The 13,850-nt window shown below is 66.3% G+C and carries 14 protein-coding genes; 9 read left to right on the forward strand and 5 right to left on the reverse strand.

Annotated features, from left to right (window positions below):
• Position 1: 1 nt before the first annotated feature.
• Positions 2-856, reverse strand: coding sequence for a DUF2797 domain-containing protein (locus CH306_RS00260; protein ID WP_256980993.1), 855 nt, complete (start codon positions 854-856; stop codon positions 2-4).
• Positions 857-930: 74 nt separating this feature from the next.
• Positions 931-1,554 carry a uracil phosphoribosyltransferase gene (gene upp, locus CH306_RS00265; RefSeq protein WP_032398209.1) on the reverse strand — a complete coding sequence of 208 codons (624 nt, stop codon included), beginning with the start codon at positions 1,552-1,554 and terminating at the stop codon, positions 931-933.
• Positions 1,555-1,687: 133 nt separating this feature from the next.
• Between upp and CH306_RS00270 the strand changes: the two genes are divergently transcribed.
• Genes CH306_RS00270 through CH306_RS00290 form a run of 5 tightly spaced genes read left to right on the forward strand, consistent with a single transcriptional unit; the run spans position 1,688 to position 5,102 of the window.
• Complete coding sequence (locus CH306_RS00270; RefSeq protein WP_032397451.1) at positions 1,688-2,020, forward strand: type VII secretion target; 333 nt, start codon at positions 1,688-1,690, stop codon at positions 2,018-2,020.
• A gap of 6 nt (positions 2,021-2,026) precedes the next feature.
• Positions 2,027-3,151, forward strand: coding sequence for a C40 family peptidase (locus CH306_RS00275; RefSeq protein WP_094645336.1), 1,125 nt, complete (start codon positions 2,027-2,029; stop codon positions 3,149-3,151).
• A gap of 11 nt (positions 3,152-3,162) precedes the next feature.
• Positions 3,163-3,501 carry a hypothetical protein gene (locus tag CH306_RS00280; protein ID WP_032397453.1) on the forward strand — a complete coding sequence of 113 codons (339 nt, stop codon included), beginning with the start codon at positions 3,163-3,165 and terminating at the stop codon, positions 3,499-3,501.
• Complete coding sequence (locus CH306_RS00285) at positions 3,498-3,812, forward strand: YbaB/EbfC family nucleoid-associated protein (RefSeq protein WP_094645338.1); 315 nt, start codon at positions 3,498-3,500, stop codon at positions 3,810-3,812. The genes CH306_RS00280 and CH306_RS00285 overlap by 4 nt, the downstream gene beginning before the upstream one ends.
• A gap of 15 nt (positions 3,813-3,827) precedes the next feature.
• On the forward strand, positions 3,828-5,102 hold the full coding sequence (locus tag CH306_RS00290; RefSeq protein WP_094645340.1) for a primosomal protein: 1,275 nt from the start codon (positions 3,828-3,830) through the stop codon (positions 5,100-5,102).
• Positions 5,103-5,123: 21 nt separating this feature from the next.
• On the opposite strand, the gene CH306_RS00295 is transcribed toward CH306_RS00290, so the two are convergent.
• The gene (locus CH306_RS00295) at positions 5,124-6,248 is read right to left on the reverse strand and encodes an adenosine deaminase (RefSeq protein ID WP_094645458.1); all 1,125 of its coding nucleotides are present in this window, start codon (positions 6,246-6,248) and stop codon (positions 5,124-5,126) included.
• Positions 6,249-6,494: 246 nt separating this feature from the next.
• On the opposite strand from CH306_RS00295, the gene CH306_RS00300 reads away from it, so the two are divergent.
• Positions 6,495-7,997 (forward strand): APC family permease, encoded by a 1,503-nt coding sequence (locus tag CH306_RS00300; RefSeq protein ID WP_094628530.1) that lies wholly within the window; start codon positions 6,495-6,497, stop codon positions 7,995-7,997.
• A 20-nt stretch (positions 7,998-8,017) separates the two neighbouring features.
• Positions 8,018-8,872, forward strand: a complete 855-nt coding sequence (locus CH306_RS00305) for a universal stress protein (RefSeq protein ID WP_094628528.1) — start codon at positions 8,018-8,020, stop codon at positions 8,870-8,872.
• A 75-nt stretch (positions 8,873-8,947) separates the two neighbouring features.
• Here CH306_RS00305 and CH306_RS00310 read toward each other — a convergent pair whose 3' ends face one another.
• Both CH306_RS00310 and CH306_RS00315 read right to left on the reverse strand, forming a co-directional pair.
• Complete coding sequence (locus CH306_RS00310) at positions 8,948-10,369, reverse strand: NAD(P)/FAD-dependent oxidoreductase (RefSeq protein WP_094630139.1); 1,422 nt, start codon at positions 10,367-10,369, stop codon at positions 8,948-8,950.
• Positions 10,366-11,871 carry a gamma-aminobutyraldehyde dehydrogenase gene (locus tag CH306_RS00315; RefSeq protein WP_094645341.1) on the reverse strand — a complete coding sequence of 502 codons (1,506 nt, stop codon included), beginning with the start codon at positions 11,869-11,871 and terminating at the stop codon, positions 10,366-10,368. The genes CH306_RS00310 and CH306_RS00315 overlap by 4 nt, the downstream gene beginning before the upstream one ends.
• A gap of 143 nt (positions 11,872-12,014) precedes the next feature.
• On the opposite strand from CH306_RS00315, the gene CH306_RS00320 reads away from it, so the two are divergent.
• Positions 12,015-12,479, forward strand: a complete 465-nt coding sequence (locus CH306_RS00320; RefSeq protein ID WP_032397459.1) for an Lrp/AsnC family transcriptional regulator — start codon at positions 12,015-12,017, stop codon at positions 12,477-12,479.
• Positions 12,476-13,843: an aspartate aminotransferase family protein gene (locus tag CH306_RS00325; protein ID WP_032397460.1), complete on the forward strand. Its 1,368-nt coding sequence runs from the start codon at positions 12,476-12,478 to the stop codon at positions 13,841-13,843. The genes CH306_RS00320 and CH306_RS00325 overlap by 4 nt, the downstream gene beginning before the upstream one ends.
• The last annotated feature ends 7 nt before the right edge of the window (positions 13,844-13,850 follow it).

Here is a 13,850-nt window from a genome sequence, read left to right on the forward strand (position 1 = left end):
CTCAGAACAGCGCCGACTGCACCGCAGGCAGATCGGACGTGAAGGCCCCCAGTTCGATTCGCCGACCCTTCAGCGCCGCCAGATCCACGACGTAGGTCTCGTCGTCGACGGTCGCGATCACCGCCTGCCCGACGCAGGTCCTGATCTCGAGACCGTGGGATCCGGTTGCGATGTCGGCGGGGTAGGCGACGCGACTGACGTTCTCGCTCAACGCTTCCCGGCCTGCGGGCGGGGCCCACCGTTCGTCGACCGGGGTGCATCCGGCGATGCCTGCCTCGGTCAGCATCTCGCGGACCTGCTCGGCCCTGGCAGCGGCGGCGGCGTCGAGCCTGTCGACGTCGATCGGCAGACACAGCGAGGCGGCCTTTGCGGCCGACCGCACCGCCTGCCGTAGTCCCATCGATTCGGTCACGAGATCCTCGGCCACTCGGACGACCTTTCCGTCGTCCGCGTGAGCGACGTACCGAGCGCAGATGGCACCTTGCTCGGCCAATCGGCCCCATTTACGGGTGTCCGCTGCCGTCCCGATCTTGAAGGTGCCGTTGGCGAACGCTGCCAGATACAACCAATGCGGTTGCATGACATGCTTTTCCAGATCCCGCGAGACGAACCCGCTGCGATGCACGGTGTGCACGAATCGGAAGCTGTCCTTGTCCGCGCACGACGCGCACTGTCCCGACGCGACGGCCCGCTCCCGGCCGGGGCACGCCACGTAGCGCGGCGGGCCGTCGGCCCGAAATGCCATGCGCCCGGTGCAGTACCGATCGGTCGACGCACCCGGCGCACGGAATCCGAGCGTGCGACCGACCAGTTCGCGGAACTCGATCTGCTCGGTGGCGACGTCGAGCAGCCGCAAGCCGGGCTGCGGTGCAGGTGACGCCGCCGACGGCCACGAGACACCGAGGACCAGACTCGGCGCGGCGGCGTTCGTCAGCGCGGGCCGAACTGACGATCGCCCGCGTCGCCGAGGCCGGGAACGATGAAGGCGTTGTCGTTGAGGCCGTCGTCGATGCTCGCGGCCACCAGTCGCACCGGCAGACCCGAGGCTTCGAGGGCGGCAACCCCTTCGGGAGCAGCAACGACGCAGATGGCGGTCACGTCGGCTGCGCCGCGGCCGACGAGCAGTTCGATCGTGTGGACCATGGATCCGCCGGTGGCGAGCATCGGGTCCAAGACGTAGACGGGCGTCCTCGACAGATCGTCGGGCAGCGACTCCATGTACGGGACGGGCTGGTGCGTTTCCTCGTCTCGGGCCATCCCGACGAAACCGACGCCGGACTGCGGGATGAGGCTGCTGGCCTTCTCGACCATGCCGAGGCCCGCACGCAGAACCGGAACCAGCAACGGCGGTCGAGCCAGCCTGGTTCCCTCGGTGACCGCGACGGGTGTCCGAACCTCGAAGGTGTCGATCGCGGCATCGCGGGTGGCCTCGTAGACCAGCATGTGGGTGAGCTGGCGCAGAGCCGACCGGAACGTGGCGTTGTCGCTGCGCTCGTCCCGCATCGTGGTGAGCAGGGCTGCGGCCAGTGGGTGATCGACCACGTGTGTTTCCATGCCGACCAGGATAGGACCTTTGCGGCGGGGCGCGAACGGCAACTCGGGGGAACCGAATGGCGCGTACCCGCGTCGAACCAGTTGGGCGTCGCACTCGACGACCGTGAATCGATTGCATTCTCAGGGGGCAGTGATGGCCGAGCTCGTCGTCGAAACCGAGGGGGTCCTCGCATACGGTGCGGTGGCGTCGACCATGGCCGAGCAGATCGCGGCGGCAGGTGCTGCCGCCGCCGCGTGCGGCCCCGCTGTGCTGGCTCCGGTCTTCGGCCTGATCGGACAGGAATTTCTCGGCGCCGTCACCGGCACCCATCTGGCGCACACCGACGCCGTGGTGCGCCTGGCCGGCGCGGTGGCGAGCATCGGCTCCGCGGCCACTGCATCCGCGGTCTCGTACGCCCTCACCGACGCCGGCACCGGCGCAACCGTTGCGGCCTCGGCCGCCGGTGTCGCGACGGACGCGCGGTAAGCGCCGATGATCGATCTGCTGGCCCGTCCCATCGTCGATCTGCTCGGGGCCTTCGGCAACGGGGCGCTCCCCACCGGGGGGCCGGCCGACGTGCTGCGGGTGTCCTCGGCAGCGATCGAGGCGGCTCGGGGAATCGGCAGGGTCGCGGTCACCGAGCTCGCTGCGAATTGGAACGGTGAGGCCGCCGATGCGGCAGTTCGCTACGCCGAGAACGCTCATACGAGCGCCGTCGCTCTCGCCGACCACGCCGACGACATCGCTGCCGTCGTCGATCGGGCCTGTCGCGACACCAACCAAGGCTTCCTCGAGCTGCAGGCGATCGTGCAGTCGTTCGTGGGAATCGCACTGTCGGCCGGGCCGATCATCGCCACCCCGCCGGGGCAGACCATGCTGATCACGGCGGCCATCGAGCACCTCGAGCGAGCTCTCGTGGTGGTGTCCAGGGTTCGCGGCGAATTGGCCGTCCACACCGCGATAGTCGGTGAACTGGCCGTTCCGCCCACGGTTCCCGCCCCCGTGGGCGGCGAACCGACACCGGCCTCCGGCGCACCCTCGAATCTCATGACCTCGCCCGCGACATCACAGGTGATCGAGGCAGGTGAGAAGCTGGCGAGGACGTTCGCCCAGTCCGTCTCGTCCCCCGCCGCGGGGACCGAGTCGCTCGGCAGCGGTGGTGCCCACAACTACCTGGGCAATCCGGGCACCGATCCCTCCCGATCCCCCGAGCACATCGGCCGGGGAGTCGAGATACGCCTACCCGACGGCAGTACCGTCACCGCACCCAACGCCGAAGCCGCAGGTGCCGTCCGCAGCGCACTGACCCAACAGGGTGTGCCCTACGCGTGGGGAGGTACCACGCCGGGCCGGGGGCTCGACTGCAGCGGATTGACCCAGTGGGCGTACGCGCAGCAGGGCATCGAGATCCCGCGTCTGGCACAGGAACAGGACATCGGATCCGCCGTGGCACCCGGTGAGGTGATGCCCGGTGACCTCGCAGTCTGGGACGGGCACGTGGCCATGGTCATCGGAAACGGTCAGCTCGTCGAGGCAGGCGACCCCGTGCAGGTGGGACCGATCAGAACAACCAACAGCGGTATGGGCTTCAAGGGCTTCTACCGTCCGACCGAATGAGGGGTCAGACGATGACGGACTCGGACACCACCGTCGTCAGCGCGGTGTCGGGTACTCGATCGGGATCGGTGACGGTGCGTGCCACCGAACACGGACTGCCGATCGGAATCGTCATCGACGAGCGCGAACTGCGCTACGGCGGAGGCGCATTGGCGTCGACGATTCTCCAGCACTGCGAACGGGCCAGCGCGGCTGCCCGCGCTCGGCGCCGCACGCTTCTCGCCGAGGACGGCGTTCCCACCGAGGTTCTCGATCGCCTCGGTCTGCCCACCCTTGCCCGAGTCGCTGCCGAGGCGAACGAGAATCTCGCAGAGGACTCCGCACCCACGAGTTGGTTGAAGCAGGTATGACCGACGCCCGCACCACCGACCTCGACACTCTGGTCGGCAGCGCCCAGGACCGGCTCGATGCGCTCCGCGAAACGCACGAGCGCCTGGACCGCATCAGAATTCGACTCACCTCGCCGGACAACCTGGTCACTGTCGTCGCCGACGGATCCGGAGCCCTGGTCGAGCTCGAGCTCGCCGAGAACCTCGGATCGGTTGCCGCCCACGCACTCGCGTCGACGATCACCGCAGCGGCCGCAGAGGCCGCCGCTGCGGCGCTCGAGCAGCGCGAGACGATCCTGCAAAGTCTGCGGGGTTCGTTCACAGACTCCTGAGATAGGCTTCGCGCCATGGCTGGAGACATCATCCCGATCGAACTCGGTCTCACCGCAGGTGACTTCTCGACGCTGTGGGCACCAGAGTGGCGAGAAGGCGACGACGAGTGGGAGGCATTTCTCGGACACGAGGAAGACCTGTACGGCTTCTCGAGCGTCGCAGAGCTCGCGGCATTCGTCAGATCCGACGACGACAACGATCTGGTCGACCATCCGTCGTGGAAGGTGGTCTCCGCACTCGCCGCACACGAACTCGAGCCCGACGATCTGCACCGCTTCGATCTGGTGGCGGTACCGGAGCTGGTGGCCTCCGACCCCGAGGCCGACGTTCTCGCCGAACTGCAGGCCACCTTCGACATCGTCTCCTCCATCGGCGATGTCTGCGAACTACGCCCCGTCACAAGCTTTTTCGGCTCCAACCCATTCGTCGGGGCCGTCGGCGGAGGCGTCGAGAACTTCCTCGGTCGCGAGGGCGGAGAACTCTGGGACCGCATCGGAGCGGCTGTCGCCAAGCACTGGGACGACGTGCTCGACGCCGTCGACTCCATCGTCACCTCCCCCGCTGTCGACTCCGCTGCCGTCGCCGTAGCGGAAGCCGAGATCACCGCCGCGGCCGAGAACGCCGTCGACGCCGACGACGTCACGGACGACATCGACTCCGATTCGGACGACGACGAAGACGAAGACGAAGACGACTCTGCCGAGGTGGACCGTGATCCGATCGCCGCGGCGGCCGCCGAGGAGACCTTCTGGACCACCGTGGGCATCGACCCGATTCGCATCATCACCTCGGACGACACCCTGTACACCCTGCGGTGCTACCTCGGTGACAAGCCGGTGTTCCTCGGTCGCGGCGGAGCCATCAGCGTCTTCGGTTCCGAGCGGTCGCTGGCCCGGTATCTCGCCGACGACCACGATCACGACCTGGCGCAGGTCAGTACCTACTCCGACGTTCAGACCGCGGCCATCGACGGATCCCTCGACATCACCGTCACCGACGACAACGTGTACGTGCTGCCAGGTTTGGCCGACGACCTCGCCGAAGGCCCCACTGCAGTCGACGTCGACCAACTCGACCTCGCTGTCGAGTTGTTCACCGACGCAGCCGATTTCGCCGGCGACGACTCCGTGGACGAGGCTCTCGCCACGTCCACCCCGCTGGGCTGGTACGTCTCGTACACCCTCGAACCCAGCCCCGATCGGCTCGCCCCGAGCGCACCGTTCGACGTCGAGGCCGAGGCGTGGCGCGCACTCGAGCGTGAGTTCGAGAGCCGGCTGCGCAAGAAGTAGCAGCCGGCTCGGTCCGCGGCATCAGCCGATGAGCACTGCGTAACCGGGCTTGATGACGTCGTCGATGAGGGCCAGCCGCTCGTCGAACGGCAGGAACGCCGACTTCATCGCGTTGATGGTGAATCTCTCGAGATCGCTCCAGCCGTAGCCGAAGGTCTCGACCAGCCTGGCCATCTCGCGACTCATCGAGGTATCGCTCATCAACCGGTTGTCGGTGTTGACGGTGACCCGGAATCGCGCTCGGGCCAACAGATCGAACGGGTGCGTCGCCAACGATTCGACGGCACCGGTCTGGACGTTGGAGCTGGGGCACAGCTCGAGGGGCATCCTGGTGTCGCGGACGTAGGCGGCCAGCAGACCGAGTTGCGGTGTGCCGTCGTCACCGGTGGTGATGTCGTCGGTGATTCGAACTCCGTGACCGAGCCTGTCGGTGCCGCAGAACGCCACTGCTTCCTGGATCGACGGCAGACCGAACGCCTCCCCCGCGTGAATGGTGAAGTGCGCGTTGCTCGCTCGCATGTACTCGAAGGCGTCGAGGTGGCGGCTGGGAGGAAAGCCCGCTTCGGCACCGGCGATGTCGAAGCCGACGACGCCGCGGTCGCGGAAGCGAACCGTCAGTTCGGCGATCTCCCGCGAACGCGCCGCATGCCGCATGGCAGTGAGCAAGGTGCCGATCGTGATGTTCTTGCCGCGTACCTTGGCGGCGGAAATACCCGCCTCGAAACCGGCGAGAGTGTGGGTGACGACCTCGTCGAGAGTCAGGCCACGCTCGAGGTGCTGTTCCGGAGCGAAGCGCACCTCGGCGTACACGACCCCGTCGTCGGCAAGATCCTCGGCACATTCGCGTGCCACTCGGAACAGCCCTTCGGGGGTCTGCATCACGGCGACGGTGTGCGCGAACGTCTCGAGATACCGCACGAGGGAGCCGCTGTCCGCGGCGTCGCGGAACCACTCGCCCAATGCTGCACCGTCGGTGGCGGGAAGGTCGTCGTAACCGCATTCCTCGGCCAGCTCCAACACGGTCTGCGGGCGGAGTCCGCCGTCGAGGTGATCATGCAGCAACGCCTTGGGAGCGGTCCTGATCGACGCGAGATCGAGTGGCGCACTGCCACCGATCGAGGACTGAGTGTTCTCCGCGGTGCTCATGTGACGACGGTAGCGTGCGGCCCTCGCGCACGCGCGTCCGCCGAAGCCCATCGGCGAGTCCACGGATTTCGGCGAACCTCGCCGCTTGCGCGACCTATTCCGTTGCATTGTTACTCCGATGAAAACAATTCCGTCGATACACAGCGAATCGGCGACGGAAATCGTAGTGTTCATCCCACACACGCGGCCGATTCTGTCGGGTCCCCCCTCCGACGTGCTCGGTCGACTCGAACTTCGGAGAGACCTATGTCCACTGTGGAACCGCCGAACACCCTTCCGGGTAAAGGACTCAACACCGGCGCTCTCGGGTTGGTCGGCAACATCGTCATCGGGCTGTCGGCGGTGGCTCCGGCATACAGTCTGGCCGCCACCCTCGGCTACGTCGTTCTGGCCGTCGGCGACAAAGCGCCGTCCATGTTCCTCATCGCGTTCGTCCCGATGCTGCTCACGGCCTTCGCCTACCGAGAGCTCGGACGCGACACCCCGGACTGCGGAACGTCGTTCACCTGGGGTACCAAGGCGTTCGGCCCGTGGGTGGGCTGGATGGCGGGATGGGGGCTGGCGGTCTCGGCGATCATCGTGCTCGCCAACGTTGCCGAGATCGCCGCCATCTACCTGTTCGAGTTCCTCGGCCTGTCGGACCTGGCGGAGTCGACCGCGGCCAAGGTCGCCCTCGGTTCGTTCTTCATCGTCTCGATGACCTACGTCAGTTTTCGCGGCATCCTCATCAGCGAACGGATGCAGAACGTGCTGCTCGTCGTGCAGTTCGGTGTGCTCATCGGAGTGTCGGTGACGGCATTGGTCAAGGTGGGCACGGGCACCGCGGGACCACAGGCCATCACCCCCGAGTGGAGTTGGTTGGTCCCCACCGGAGTGACGATGTCCGACGCGGCCCAGGCCATCATTCTGTGCATCTTCATCTACTGGGGATGGGATGCGTGCCTGGCCGTCGGCGAGGAAACCAAGGATTCGGAGAAGACCCCGGGCCGGGCCGCAGTGATCACCACACTGATTCTCGTCGCGACGTACGTGCTGGTCGGATACGCCGTGCAGTCGTTCGCCGGGTTCGGCGACACCGGAATCGGCCTGAACAATCCGGACAACGTCGACGATGTGCTCACCATTCTCGGCGATCCGGTCGCCGGCTCGATCGTGGCGTCGCTGCTGCTGTTGACGGTCTCCATCTCGGCACTGTCCTCGACGCAGACGACCATCCTGCCCACGGCCCGCGGAACACTGTCGATGGCCGTGTACGAAGCGATTCCCAAGCGGTTCGCCAGCGTGCACCCCAAGTACATGACGCCCGGCTTCGGCACGCTCGTGATGGGGGCCGCGGCCCTGATGTTCTACCTGGTGCTGACCTTCGTCAGCGCCAACGCGCTGCAGGATTCGGTGGCTTCGCTGGGACTGGCCGTCGCGTTCTACTACGGCATCACCGCGTACGCGTGCACCTGGTATTTCCGTCGGACCCTGTTCTCGTCCGTCCGAAACCTGTTCATGCGCGGCATCTTTCCACTTCTCGGCGGATTGTCGATGACATGGGCGTTCGTCCAGAGCGCGGTCGACATGATCAAGCCCGACTACGGTTACACCGTCTACGGTCCGATCGGCGGAGTGTTCGTTCTCGGCGTCGGCATGCTGGTACTCGGAATTCCGCTCATGCTCTTGTGCTTCGTGGGCAACAGGGACTTCTTCCAGGGCAAGACACTCACCGCGTCCACCGAAGTCAAGGTTCCGGACACTTACTAGCAGAGAAGGACACCGAGCTCATGAAGATCACCGTCGGCTACCTCGCCACCCCCAGCGGAGACGACGGCGTAGCCCTGGCCACCGCCCTCGCCCGTGCCCTCGATGCCTCCATCGACATCGTGCTGGTCATGGCCGTGGACGAACCCGTCATGGAGGGCAGCGGACCGTACCGAAAGGTTCTCGAGGCCAAGGCGCGAGGCTGGGTGGACGACGCGGCCGCCCAGGTGCCGTCGGGCATCGAGGTGACCACGCACGTGCTCACCCACGAGTCGTTCGCCCGTGCCCTGATCGACTTCGCGGTGAACACCGATGCCGACATGATCGTCGTCGGCGGTGCCGGTGACGGTCTGTTGAACCGGCACTCGATCGGGTCGGTCGCCAGTCAACTGCTGCATGCGTCGGAGGTACCGCTGGCCCTTGCCCCTCGGGGTTACCGGCTCTCCAGCGCTCCGATCACCGACCTGACCGTCGCCGTCCCCACTCGGGCCTCTGCCCCGAATCCGCTGCCCTTCGCCATCACCCTTGCCAGCGCGGCGCACGTGCCGGTGCGCTTGGTGTCGCTGGTCTCGCTCGAACCGACCGGGGCTCCGAGCGACGAGACGTCACTGGACACCCGTCGACGACAGGTTGCCGCCGCGCAGGACAATCTCGATCGGGCGGTTCGCGCTCTCCCCGATATCGACGGCCTGCAGTCCGTCGTCGCCGACGGGTCGACGCTGGACGAGGCGATGGGCAACCTCGACTGGAAGCCGGGCGATGTGCTGTTCCTCGGCTCGAGTCGACTGGCGACTCCCAAGCGGGTGTTCCTCGGTTCGAGCGCAGCGAAGATTCTGCGGGCCGCCCCGGTGCCGGTGGTCGTCGTCCCGCACGAGTAGAGCGGCTGCGCCGCATGTGAGCGGAAATTCGTAGCAGAGGTCGAGTTTCCGTGCACGTGCGGCGAAGCCGCTCTGTCAGCTGTCGAAGCCCAGACCCAGCGCGTCCATTCCCTTGAGCCACAGGCCGCGCTTGCCGCCGTTGCGGTCGGCTCGGGCGAACTCGGCGCGGGTGACGTTGATGCCGATGGATCTGATGGGCTCGGGTGGGAACGGCAGAGGCTTGCTGCGCACCATCTTCAGTCGTGTTCGTTCGGTGTCCTTGCCGTCCAGCAGATCGAGGGCGGTGCGGGCCCCGAAGTGCGACGCGCCGACGCCGAGGCCGGTGAATCCGGCCACCGAGGCCACCCGTCCGTTCAGTCCGAGGTCCCAGAAGGCGCTGAACCGCGAGCACGTGTCGATCGACCCGCCCCAGGCATGGGTGGCACGGATTCCTTCGAGGCCGGGGAACATCTGCAGCAGGTGTTCGGCGAGCAATGCGAACTCTTCGGGATGTTGGGTTCGGCGTGGGTCGGTGTCGCTACCGTAGAAGTAGTGCGCGTCCCACCCGCCGAACAGGATGCGATCGTCCGCCGTCAACCGGAAGTAATGGAATCTGTTGCCGCAGTCGGCCAAGCCTTCGCGACCGGACCAGCCGATGTCGGCGAGCTGCGCAGACGTCAGCGGTTCGGTCATGATCACGTAATCCCACACCGGGACGATCCAGTGACGGAGCTTGCGACGCAACGACTTCGATGCCGAGGTGGCGAGCAGAACCTTGGCGGCCTCGATGGTGCCGTATCCCGTCTTCACTCGAATACCGTTGCCGGACTTGCCGATCGACAGAGCCCTGGTGTTCTCGTGAATCCGAACGCCGAGCGACTCGGCCGCGTCGGCCAGGCCCCACGCGAGTTTGGCGGGATCTATCATCGCGACGTCGGGGTCGAACAGTGCGCCGCGCGCCATGGGTGAGGCGATTCTGGACCGCACTGCCGCGGCATCGAGGTATTCCATCGGCTGCGACAGTCGTCTCCCCTCGTCGCCGAGCTCCCGCAGGTCGTCCACCTGCCAGTCGAAATTGGCGATGTCGAGCTCGCCGGTGCGTTCGATGTCGGCGTCGATTCCGTACTTCTCGGCAGTCGCGCAGATCGCATCGAGCGTCTCGGTGCCCATGCGCAGCAGCTCGGGTAGTTCGTCGGCGTAGCGGTCGAGTCCGTTGCTCAGTCCGTGCGTCAGGCTGGCCGCGCAGAAGCCGCCGTTGCGTCCCGTTGCGCCCTCGGCGATTCGATCGCCTTCGAGCAGGACGATCGACCGGTTCGGATTCTCCTCCGCCGCCTGCAGAGCCGCCCACAATCCGGTGAACCCGCCGCCGACGATCACCAGATCCGCGGCTGCCGAACCCGTATGCCGTGGCCGTGGTGCCGGGCGTTCGGGACGGTCGAGCCAGTAGGACTCCGGTGCCGCGCCCGCCACCATCGCCACGCCGCGGTCGGTGGGGGCGGTTGCCCATGACGCGCTCATCGGGCATCCCCCTGCGCCTCGGGATGGGCCGAAGCGAACACCGTTCGGTGCCAGGCCTTTCGAGCCACACCGGTGATATCGGTCATGACGTGCTTGACGGTCAGATACTCGTCGAGAGAGTAGCTCGACATGTCCTTCCCGAACCCCGAGGCCCCGAACCCGCCGTGTGGCATCTCGCTGATGATCGGGATGTGGTCGTTGATCCACACACAGCCGACGGCGATCTCCCGCGTCGCTCGGCCCGCGCGGTACACGTCCCTGGTCCAGGCGGAGGCGGCCAGTCCGAACTCGGTGTCGTTGGCGCGTCGGATCGCATCGTCGTCTCCGTGATGCTTCGTCACCGTGAGCACCGGGCCGAACACCTCGTCGCGATAGATCTCGTCCTGCTCGCCGACATCGGCGATCAGGGTCGGCGGGTAGAACGCACCCGGGCCCTCCGGCACACGGCCTCCGGTGACGATCCTGGCTCCGGTGGCGCGAGCCCGATCCACCATGGCGGCAACACGATCGCGGTGCGCGAGGGAGATCAACGATCCCATGTCGGTCGCCGGATCGGTCGGGTCTCCCATCACGACGCGTCCCATCAACTCGGCGACTCCGGCCACGAAGTCGTCGTACAGGGATTCGGCGACGATGGCGCGGGTGGCTGCCGTGCAGTCCTGGCCGCCGTTGATCAACGATCCCGCGACGGCTCCGTGGATGGCTGCGTCGAGATCTGAGTCTTCGAACACCACCAGCGGTGCCTTGCCGCCGAGCTCGAGCTGCACGCGGGTGCCGTGCGCGGCAGCCTGCGCCATCACGCGCCTGCCGACGGGAGTGGAGCCGGTGAACGTCATCAGGTCCAGACCCGCGTGGGATGACAGTGCGACGCCTGCGTCGAGACCGGTTCCGGTGACCACGTTGAACACCCCGTCGGGAACGCCTGCTGCGGTGGCCAGGCGCGCCAGCCGCAACGTGGTCAGCGGGGTGAGTTCACTGGGTTTGAGCACGATGGAGCATCCGGCCGCCAACGCAGGCATCGCTTTCCACACCGCCATCTGCAGCGGATAGTTCCACGGCGTGATCGAACCGACCACTCCGACGGCATCGCGACGGATGGCGGAGGTGTGCTCACCCGAGTACTCCGCAGCGGCCTTGCCGTCCAGGTGCCGCGCCGCTCCGGCGAAGAACTCGATGTTGTCGACGCTGCCCGGAACGTCGAATTCCCTTGCCAGTCTTGACGATTTGCCGGTCTGCGCCACTTCCTCGGACACGAAGTTCTCCGCGTCGGCGGCCACGAGCCGCGCCAGTTCCGTCAACACGGCACTGCGGTGCGCGGGGGTGGCGGTGGACCATGCGGGAAAGGCCGATCGGGCATGCGCGAGAGCCGAATCGACGTCGGCGGCGGTGGCCAGACCCACCTCGGCGACGACCGCTCCGGTCGCGGGATCGTCGATCTCGTACCGATCACCGCTACCGTCCGCCGAGCGTCCACCGATCCAACAACCAGGAATGTTCGCCATGCCTGCGACAGTACCGTGGGATCCACGGATTCTCTCTGTTTCTGGCCTTTCGACAACGGATTCTGTCGTATCGATCGAGAAATGACACGCTTTTCATCGTCGACGGGTTGTGTTCACGGCTACCACAGTGACAAGATCGATCCATGCCCGAGCAACCACCCATCGCACTCGACGACGTCTCCAAGGCGATCATCGAGCAACTCCAGGAGGACGGGCGACGCTCGTACGCTGCCATCGGCAAAGCCGTCGGACTCTCGGAAGCGGCTGTCCGCCAACGAGTTCAGCGCCTGACGGACTCCGGTGTCATGCAGATCGTCGCGGTGACCGATCCGGTACAGGTCGGATTCAAGCGCCAGGCCATGATCGGCATCAGGTGCACCGGCGACAGTTACGCACTGTCCGAGGAACTGTCGGCGATCGACGCGATCGACTACGTCGTCCTCACCGCAGGGTCGTTCGACGTCGTCGTGGAAGTCGTGTGCGAGGACGACGAACAACTCCTGCAGATCCTGAACAAACAGATCCGCAGTCTGGACGGTGTCACCAGCACCGAAACGCTGGTCTATCTCAAACTCGTCAAGCAGCAATACAATTGGGGAACACGATGACGCGAACGACATCCGAGCTCGACGCCTCCGCAGCCAAGCATCTGTGGGGCCACTTCACCCGCCACGGCGCAGGGGTCACTCCCCCGATCATCACCCGCGGCGAAGGGTCGACCATCTGGGACTCGAACGGCAAGAGCTACATCGACGGTCTTTCGGGGCTGTTCGTGGTGCAGGTGGGGCACGGCCGGGAGGAACTGGCCGAGGCTGCCGCGAAGCAGGCCAAGGAATTGGCCTTTTTCCCCCTGTGGTCGTACGTGACCGAACCTGCGATCGAGCTCGCCGAGCGGCTCGCCGGGTACGCCCCCGGCGATCTGAATCGCGTCTTCTTCACCACCGGCGGCGGCGAGGCCGTCGAGAGCGCATGGAAGCTCGCCAAACAGTACTTCAAGAAGGTCGGCAAGCCCGGTAAGCACAAGGTGATCTCGCGGTCCATCGCGTACCACGGCACCCCGCAGGGCGCGCTGGCCATCACCGGGATCCCTGCGCTCAAGGAACCGTTCGAGCCGCTGACACCGGGCGCGTTCCGAGTGCCCAACACCAACATCTACCGCGCCCCCGCTCCCCTGGACACCGACCCCAAGGCGTTCGGAATCTGGGCAGCGGACCGGATCGCCGAGGCCATCGAATTCGAGGGCCCGGATACGGTTGCCGCGGTGTTCCTCGAGCCGGTTCAGAACGCCGGCGGCTGCTTCCCTCCCCCGCCCGGATACTTCGAGCGGGTCCGTGAGATCTGCGACCGGTACGACGTTCTGCTCGTCTCCGACGAAGTCATCTGCGCTTTCGGCCGGATCGGGTCGATGTTCGCCTGCAGCGACTTCGGCTACGTGCCGGACATCATCACCTGCGCGAAGGGTATGACCTCGGGATACTCACCCATCGGCGCAATGATCGCCTCCGACAAGCTCTTCGAGCCGTTCGACGACGGCAAATCGAGCTTCGCGCACGGGTACACCTTCGGCGGCCACCCCGTCTCCGCCGCCGTGGCCATGGCCAATCTCGACATCTTCGAGCGCGAGGGCATCAACGCGCACGTCGCGGACAGTGCACCGGCGTTCCGTGCGACGCTCGAGAAACTGCACGACCTGCCGATCGTCGGAGACGTGCGCGGCGAGGGATTCTTCTACGGCATCGAGTTGGTCAAGGACAAGACCACGAAGGAGACGTTCAGCGACGCCGAAGCCGAACGCATCCTTCGCGGCTTCCTGTCGACGGCCTTGTTCGACGCAGGCCTGTATTGCCGCGCCGACGACCGCGGCGACCCGGTGGTGCAGCTGGCTCCGCCACTGATCTGCGGTCAGAAGGAGTTCGACGAGATGGAGCAGATCCTGCGCAGCGTTCTGACCGAGGCAGGGAACCTGATCTGACGGAGGC

It is taken from the genome of Rhodococcus sp. 15-725-2-2b (genome assembly GCF_002259075.1).
GTDB lineage: Bacteria > Actinomycetota > Actinomycetes > Mycobacteriales > Mycobacteriaceae > Rhodococcoides.

Bases quoted from the DNA above. Each gene is read 5' to 3' on its own strand.
- CH306_RS00320 (WP_032397459.1), top strand. From the start codon at position 12,015: ATGCCCGAGCAACCACCCATCGCACTCGACGACGTCTCCAAGGCGATC.
- CH306_RS00270 (WP_032397451.1), top strand. From the start codon at position 1,688: ATGGCCGAGCTCGTCGTCGAAACCGAGGGGGTCCTCGCATACGGTGCG.
- CH306_RS00300 (WP_094628530.1), top strand. From the start codon at position 6,495: ATGTCCACTGTGGAACCGCCGAACACCCTTCCGGGTAAAGGACTCAAC.
- CH306_RS00275 (WP_094645336.1), top strand. From the start codon at position 2,027: ATGATCGATCTGCTGGCCCGTCCCATCGTCGATCTGCTCGGGGCCTTC.
- CH306_RS00280 (WP_032397453.1), top strand. From the start codon at position 3,163: ATGACGGACTCGGACACCACCGTCGTCAGCGCGGTGTCGGGTACTCGA.
- CH306_RS00290 (WP_094645340.1), top strand. From the start codon at position 3,828: ATGGCTGGAGACATCATCCCGATCGAACTCGGTCTCACCGCAGGTGAC.
- CH306_RS00310 (WP_094630139.1), bottom strand. From the start codon at position 10,369: ATGAGCGCGTCATGGGCAACCGCCCCCACCGACCGCGGCGTGGCGATG.
- CH306_RS00325 (WP_032397460.1), top strand. From the start codon at position 12,476: ATGACGCGAACGACATCCGAGCTCGACGCCTCCGCAGCCAAGCATCTG.
- CH306_RS00295 (WP_094645458.1), bottom strand. From the start codon at position 6,248: ATGAGCACCGCGGAGAACACTCAGTCCTCGATCGGTGGCAGTGCGCCA.
- upp (WP_032398209.1), bottom strand. From the start codon at position 1,554: ATGGAAACACACGTGGTCGATCACCCACTGGCCGCAGCCCTGCTCACC.
- CH306_RS00315 (WP_094645341.1), bottom strand. From the start codon at position 11,871: ATGGCGAACATTCCTGGTTGTTGGATCGGTGGACGCTCGGCGGACGGT.
- CH306_RS00305 (WP_094628528.1), top strand. From the start codon at position 8,018: ATGAAGATCACCGTCGGCTACCTCGCCACCCCCAGCGGAGACGACGGC.
- CH306_RS00285 (WP_094645338.1), top strand. From the start codon at position 3,498: ATGACCGACGCCCGCACCACCGACCTCGACACTCTGGTCGGCAGCGCC.